This is a genomic window from Mycobacterium sp. (assembly GCF_049281135.1).
Classification (GTDB): domain Bacteria; phylum Actinomycetota; class Actinomycetes; order Mycobacteriales; family Mycobacteriaceae; genus Mycobacterium.
This window is the reverse complement of record NZ_JBAPRN010000733.1, coordinates 1-5,702: the sequence shown is the minus strand read 5'-3', so window position 1 is coordinate 5,702 and position 5,702 is coordinate 1. Positions and strand designations below refer to the sequence as shown.

4 protein-coding genes are annotated in these 5,702 nt (G+C 64.5%); all 4 read right to left on the bottom strand.

Annotated elements, in window-relative coordinates:
* Positions 1–296: 296 nt before the first annotated feature.
* Positions 297–1,841: an adenylate/guanylate cyclase domain-containing protein gene (locus tag WAN02_RS29275; protein WP_422268887.1), complete on the bottom strand. Its 1,545-nt coding sequence runs from the start codon at positions 1,839–1,841 to the stop codon at positions 297–299.
* A gap of 115 nt (positions 1,842–1,956) precedes the next feature.
* Positions 1,957–3,387 (bottom strand): serine hydrolase domain-containing protein, encoded by a 1,431-nt coding sequence (locus tag WAN02_RS29270; protein WP_422268886.1) that lies wholly within the window; start codon positions 3,385–3,387, stop codon positions 1,957–1,959.
* Between the two features lie 218 nt (positions 3,388–3,605).
* Complete coding sequence (locus WAN02_RS29265) at positions 3,606–4,214, bottom strand: hypothetical protein (RefSeq protein ID WP_422268885.1); 609 nt, start codon at positions 4,212–4,214, stop codon at positions 3,606–3,608.
* Positions 4,215–4,691: 477 nt separating this feature from the next.
* Positions 4,692–5,702 (bottom strand): adenylate/guanylate cyclase domain-containing protein (locus WAN02_RS29260; RefSeq protein WP_422268884.1); only part of this gene is annotated, 1,011 nt, incomplete at its 5' end.

Here is a 5,702-nt window from a genome sequence, read left to right as displayed (position 1 = left end):
GAGCAGCACGGGTAGCGCCGGATCCAGCGCATACAACGACGGCGTGGGCTGCGCCATCCTGGCACTGTGCCACGGCCGTCAGGTGGGACCGATCAGTTGTCCACAGCGCCTGGGCCGCTGTCGCTGTCGGGGTCGGTGCCCCGCTCGAATTCGGCGATCGCCGAAACCTCCGTCCTGCTCTGTGAATGTGGTAACTCGCCAGCGGGGATGCATCGGCGTCGTCGGCATCTGCATGCGACTCGCCTGTCAACGATGCCGCGGACTCAGACACCTCCAAGCGCGCTGACTCCAGCTGCTCATCTGCGGCCGGTGGCCGGGGCGAGGCGGGCCATCCCGCGCACAATCCACGGTGCGCGCGTCGCGATCACCTCGACAACGCGATCGGATCGGTGCATCGTCGTGCGACGGCCAGGAGTGGGCGTTGACGCCAGTTCCGCCTCAGGCGATCCCGCCCGCGCGCCGTGGCGATTGACCGCCAGGAGTTGCCAGGTGCCGGGCACGCCACGCAACTTGACGCTGCCGTGGTCCTCAAAACCCGTGCCCGACCCGACAACCAGGTCACACACGGTGCGCGAGACAAGGATTTCACCGGCCCCGGCCTGGCCGAGGATCCGCGCCGCGATGTGTACGGCGATCCCCCCGATGTCCGCATCCAGCAGCTCGCATTCGCCCGTGTGGATGCCGGCGCGGATCTCAATGCCCAGGGTCTCGGCGTCATTGCGCAGGGCCTCGGCACAGCGGATGGCCTGCGTCGGGCCGTCGAACGTGGCAAGGTGGCCGTCGCCGGTGCTCTTGACCACCGAGCCACCGAACCGTTCCGTTAGGTCATCGGTGATCTCACCAAAGCGTTGCAGCACCGCCCGCCATCGCTCGTCGCCGCTCGCTGCGGCGTGTTGCGTCGACGCGACGATGTCGGTGAATAGCACGGTGCGCAGGGCGCGATGTGACTGCGCAGGCGCCGCATGGCTGCCGGTGAGGAACTCCTCGATCCCGGCCAGGATCTTGTCGGGCTCGGTTAAGAACGGTGCGTGGTCCGCACCCTCGACCTCCAGGTACCGCGCGCCGGGGATGTGGTCGGCGAGGTACCGGCCGCCCTGCACCGGAACCGCGTTGTCCTCGCGGGCATGGATGACCAGGGTTGGGGCGGTGAGCGTCGGCAGGATTGGCCGCACGTCGGTCCGAAACGCTGCTTCGAATGACGCCCGCGCCATTCCCGGGCTCGCGCTCATGCGCTCCAGCATTCCCAGCTGTCGTATCGACCGGACCGACGGCGCGCTGATGCTGGCTGCGGCACCGCTGCCCCACCCGGAGCGCACGGCACGGCCGCCTCGCTGGAAGCGGGCGAGCTGCTCAATCGACGGCGTATAGTCCTCGCCCAGCTCGGCAAGGAAGCGCGCCCGCAGCTCGGCCGGGTCGCGATCCATGTCGTCCCACCCCGCAATGCCCCAGTACGGGATGGTGCCGGAGAGGATCAGCGCCCGCACTCGCTCCGGCCTTGTTGCCGCGAACATCATGGCGACCGGTCCACCGTCACTCAGACCGGAAACGACGGCCTGCCCGAAGCCGGCTGCGTCCATGACAGCCTCGACCTCGGCGGCTCGATCCTCCAGCGTGCGAACTTTTGGCACCGGGTCCGACAGCCCGACCCCGGCCTTGTCGAACAGGGCGATACGACAGAACGTCGCGAGCTGCTCCATGAACGCTTTGAATTGGGGGAGGGTCCAGGCCAGCTCCACGTGGCTGACGAACGGCTCGACGATGACCAGTTCGACCGGCCCGTCGCCGAACACCTGATACGCCAGGCTCAGATCGCCGCACGGTGCGTACAACGTGTCCGGCATGGCATGAGCGTACTGCTGATCCCACCGCTGGCCGGGGCACGAATGATGGGCCCCGGGTATTTCCACTTAGTGATTACTCAGGCAGCTCGTGACTGTATCTACTTGGGCCTGAACATCACGTCGGCGTCGATCTGGGTGCGGTTAGGCGGGACGTTGGCGGGTCCGAACGGCGCTTCTTCGAGCCAGAGGTTGCCGTCGCTGCCGAGGACGTAGACCGTGTTGGCATCAACTGCGGAGCAGCTGCCATCCCATCCTTAATGGGTACGATTTTGATGTTGCTGTTGTAAGCGTCGAAAACGAGCAGTCCCAGTTTGCCAGAGCTATCATTTGGCCCGAGCGGCGAGTTCACCAGCACCACTAACTCCATCTCCAGTGGTAGGTAGAAGAGCACTGCCTGTTCAGCCGGACCTCCCGGAAACTGCTGCCAATACCCGTTCTTCCAATACACGTGGCCCAGCGGCGTGGACTGGCGGTTATCGATGCCGAATTCATAATCAAGCATATTTTGGGCTTGCGCTGGGGTCAGGATTGCGTTGGTCCGGCGGAAGGTCCCCATCACGGCGAGTACCTCCTCGGCTGTCATGTGCCATCCGTAGGCGCCCGCCCCCGTCGCCAGACATTCGGAGTTCCAGCCAGCGGCACCCAGCCAGAACGGGTAGGCCAAAGCGTCACCTGGGCTGTGTTGCAGCAATGGGCCATTGACCCCTGCGGGCGTGAATATATTTTTTGCCACATAGTCCGCGTAGCACTGAATCGCCGCCATGTCCCAAAGGGCGTCCCTCAGGGTCACCCATTCAGACCCCCAGTCGACCGGCACTATTCCGGTGATCGTGGACAGCAGAACGCGGCACAGCGTGAAGTTCACATTTTGATAGGAGTACTTGCCGATGTCGCTGGCCGATACTCCCGTCGCGATCACATCTTTCATGGTCTGGAAGTCAGCGGCGATCGCGGTGATACCAGAGGTGTGGGTCAGCAGTTTGGCGATGGTGATCTGGTCGATGTTGGGTCCCTTGGCCCAGTAGGTCGGCAGGTAGTCGATGATCGGGGTCGACCCATCCGGTGGGAGCCCGGCGGCTATGAGCGCCTTGGTCATGGCCATCGCGGTGATGTTTTTGCTCAGACTGGCAACGTGTTGACGTACGTCAGGAGCCCAGTCCTCGGCCCCGTCAACTGGCCAGTGTGCATACCCATTCACGACGGATCTGACGGGGAATCCAAGGTCGTTAAGGCGGATCTCGTAGCCCACGTAGCCCACGTCGCCCGGTTGGCCGCCGCCCGCGGCATTGGACAGTTCCTGCTGGATACCAGAGATGAAGCCGTCGACGTTCAGGGCGTAGATGTGCGCCGGCGGCGGGACCGGCAGGTGGATCGGCTTGTAGGGGGCCAGCGCTTCTGCCGCATCTTGATCGGAGATAGCCGTCATCACGTGCTCAGGACGTATCACGTGACTCAACACAGCCTGCTCGTCGATTTTGATGCCGCGCAACTGCGCTAACGACGCGGCCACCTGCTCGCGCAACGAGGTCTGATCTGACTCCTGCATGATGGTTTCCCTTTCAACGCACGACCGTTCTGAAAGTCGGGGGTCATTTTGCTGCGCCATCCTGGCGCCGTCCCACGGCCGTCAGGAGGGACCGATCAATTGTCCACAGGACCGTCGTCGGGTCCACGCTCCGCGTCGCGAGTTCGCAGGCACGCGCGAGTGAGGCCGTCTTCCCGGCACCGCTGCTCTGTCAGCACGACCAATTAACAATTAAGTAGTCATTCACTCGATTGGTAGACCGACGGTGGCCCTCCCCAGCCCGGGCCGTTAAAGCAGTTGGGGCCGTTTTGCTCCGCGCAGTTCACTATCTGGTTGGTAGGTGGTGGTGTCGTCGTCGTCGCTCCGGTCCCCTGGAAGAAAGTGAACTTGAAAGCACTCTCGCTTGCGGCACCGCCGCTCACGCTGTGGTAGCGGGTATCGATTGTGTAGGGCTGCGGAAGCCGTGGGTCGGTCGCGACTTCCACCCTCCATTGCTGGTTGAAGACGCTCGCCTGGCTGGCCCAGTACTGTCCACCCGACTGCCGTGGGCCTACCATCACGGCCACGCTGTCGACATCTTTTCGGGCGGAGCCCGTTACGGTGACCTCAGTACCCGCCGCATTGATCTCCACTTTGTCCATCGAACCCATAGGGGATGTCTGTTGCGGTGGGTTTGAAATGGTCGTCGGCGTCGGTTCCATCGGCGGCGGCGACCCTTTGTCGAAGACACCAATCTGATTCAGCCCCGCAACGATGATGCCGCCGACGGTGGTGATTACCGCCACGGCGATCCCCCCTTGCTTGGACGCCGAAAGAGAGTTGCCCGGGTCATGTGCGTGTGTTGCCATGGCTCTACCTCCGTACGCAGAGCTTGTAGTAATAGTTGCGTTGCCGTATGGCGTTTTCGATCGCACTGATCGCCGGGGCGTCACACACACATTGGCAGTGGGGCACTGCAACCCGATCTGACGTGCACATGATGCTCCCGCTTTTAGTGCCGTTACCGTGAGATTACGGTCTCAAAATGATTACGCGGGATCACGCGGAATACCTTGAGTAGTCCACTACTGAATTTCGGTTGGCATCCGTGCGGGCGGGGACTTTGCCGCTCTGTGGTCCGGTTCCCTCGCGTTCATAGCCGCTGTGGTGGTAGTCCCGCCCATGGTCGAGTTGAAGTAATCCCGTCCCAGTGACAATTCAGGCAGCTCGTGAATGTTGGGTCGTTCGCCGGCACGGATGCATCGGCGTCGGTGGCAGCTGAACGCGACTCACCGGTCAACGATGTCGTGGACTCAGACACCTGCATGCGCGCTGACTCCGGCTGTTCAGCGGCGGCCGGTGGCCGGGGCGAGGCGGGCCATCCCGCGGAGAATCCGCGGTGCGCGCCTCGCGATCACCTCTACGGCACGGTCCGAGCGGCGCATCGCGGTCCGACGGCCAGGAGTGGGCATTGACGCCAGTTCCGCCTCAGGCGATCCCGCCGGCGGGCCGTGGCGATCCACGGCCAGGAGTTGCCAGGTGCCAGGCACGCCACGCAGCTCGACGCTGCCGCGATCCTCGAAGCCCGTGCCCGAACCGACGACCAGATCACGCACGGTGCGAGAGACAAGGATGTCGCCGGGGCCGGCCTGACCGAGGATGCGCGCCGCGATGTGTACCGCGATTCCCCCGATGTCGCCGTCCATCAGTTCGCACTCGCCGGTGTGAATGCCGGCGCGGATCTCGACGCCCAGTGTCTCGGCGTCACCACGCAGGGCCTCGGCGCAGCGGATGGCCTGCGTCGGGCCGTCGAACGTGGCGAGATGCCCGTCACCCGTGCTCTTCACCACCGTGCCGCCGAAACCTTCCGTGAGGTCGGCGGTGACCTCACCCAAGCGCTGCAGCACCGCGCGCCACCGCTCATCGCCCGTCGCCGCGGCGTGTTGCGTCGACGCGACGATATCGGTGAATAGCACGGTGCGCAGGGCACGATGTGACTGCGACGGAGCGGCGTGGCTGCCGGTGAGGAATTCCTCGATCTCGGTCAGGATCCTGTCGGGCTCGGTAAACCAGGGTGCGTGCTCCGCACCGTCGACCTCAAGCCATCGCGCGCCGGGAATGTGGTCGGCGAGGTAGCGGCCGCACTGCACCGGCATGAGGTCCTCGCGGGCATTGATGACTAGGGTGGGCGCGGTGAGCGTCGGCAGGATCGGCCGGACGTCGATCCGGAGGCTCGATTCCATTGTCGCTCGTAACATCCCCGGGCTGGCGCCCATGCGCTCGACCATGCCGAGCTGGCGCATCGAGCGGACCGACGGGAACCACCGCTTGGCTGTTGCGCCGCTGCCCCACGCCGA

Bases quoted from the DNA above. Each gene is read 5' to 3' on its own strand.
- WAN02_RS29270 (WP_422268886.1), bottom strand. From the start codon at position 3,387: ATGCAGGAGTCAGATCAGACCTCGTTGCGCGAGCAGGTGGCCGCGTCG.
- WAN02_RS29275 (WP_422268887.1), bottom strand. From the start codon at position 1,841: ATGCCGGACACGTTGTACGCACCGTGCGGCGATCTGAGCCTGGCGTAT.
- WAN02_RS29265 (WP_422268885.1), bottom strand. From the start codon at position 4,214: ATGGCAACACACGCACATGACCCGGGCAACTCTCTTTCGGCGTCCAAG.